Raw genomic sequence first — 315 nt, 5'->3', positions numbered from 1 at the left:
AGCCGGGCCGGGTCGTTGATGCGTTCTTCAATCACAAAGCGGCTCATCATGCCCCGGGCCTTCTTGGCGTAGAAGCTGATGATCTTGTACTGGCCGTTTTTCAGATCCTTGAACTCGGTGTTGATGATCCGCGCTTTCAATGCCGGGCGTTTGACTGCCGAGAAGTACTCGTTGGACGCGAGGTTGAGCAGCACGTCATCGCCTTGTTCGGCCAGGGCTTCGTTGAGCCACTCGCTGATGCGGGTGCCCCAGAAAGCGTACAGGTCCTTGCCACGGGCGTTGGGCAGTTTGGTGCCCATTTCGAGGCGGTACGGC

At 58.7% G+C, this 315-nt stretch carries 1 protein-coding gene; it reads right to left on the bottom strand.

Features of this window, described 5'->3' with window-relative positions:
- On the bottom strand, positions 1-315 hold a 315-nt coding region (locus HX786_RS31515; RefSeq protein ID WP_178913088.1), incomplete at both ends, for a peroxide stress protein YaaA.

It is taken from the genome of Pseudomonas sp. 21615526 (assembly GCF_013386245.1).
GTDB lineage: Bacteria > Pseudomonadota > Gammaproteobacteria > Pseudomonadales > Pseudomonadaceae > Aquipseudomonas.
This window is presented reverse-complemented; position numbering and strand designations above follow the sequence as displayed.